This window comes from Lactobacillus sp. C449L, assembly GCF_059900815.1.
Genome location: NZ_JBWXGA010000074.1, coordinates 1 through 546 on the forward strand (window position 1 = coordinate 1; position 546 = coordinate 546).

General features: G+C 64.8%; 1 protein-coding gene. It reads right to left on the reverse strand.

What is annotated here, in order from left to right:
* The coding region (locus AC2JF9_RS08355) for a hypothetical protein (protein WP_500726865.1) at positions 1-546 on the reverse strand (546 nt) is incomplete at both ends.

The following is a 546-nucleotide window of genomic DNA, read 5'->3' on the forward strand; positions in this document are numbered from 1 at the left end:
CGACGAGCCGCATGTCCACTGCCGCGAACAAATCGAGGAGGTGTGGCAGCAGCCCTTCGCCGAGCGCGGACGGGATCAACGCGAGGTAAAGCCCCTCGAGCGGGTCGTCCTCGCCGGCATCAACCAAGCTCGGGACGAGCGAGGACAGTTCGCGCGCGTTCGTAACTCCCTCGGGAAGCGAGAGATTCAGATCACCATAGCGCTGTTTGAGCTGCGCGATCAGGTCGCGTAACCGGCTGATCACATATCCCTTTGCCTTCGCGCCGGCTCGCCCGGAAAGCGCGCTTTCGAGCAGACGGGAGTCCGGCGCTTGCGACAGTAGCGCTTCGATCTCCTGTGTCGTCGCACAGCCGCCAAGCATGAACTCGCGGAGTTCGGCATGGATCGGCTGGCGCGCCAATGCGCAGAGTGCGCCGGGCGTATCCGCCCGGCGCAGAATTGCGTCGGCCGCGAAGAAGTCTCCGATCAGGTCGTGGCGAAAGCCGACCCGGCCGGCCTCACACCAGAGCAGTCCGGCCGCCTGCGCATTTTCGAGAGTCGTCACAT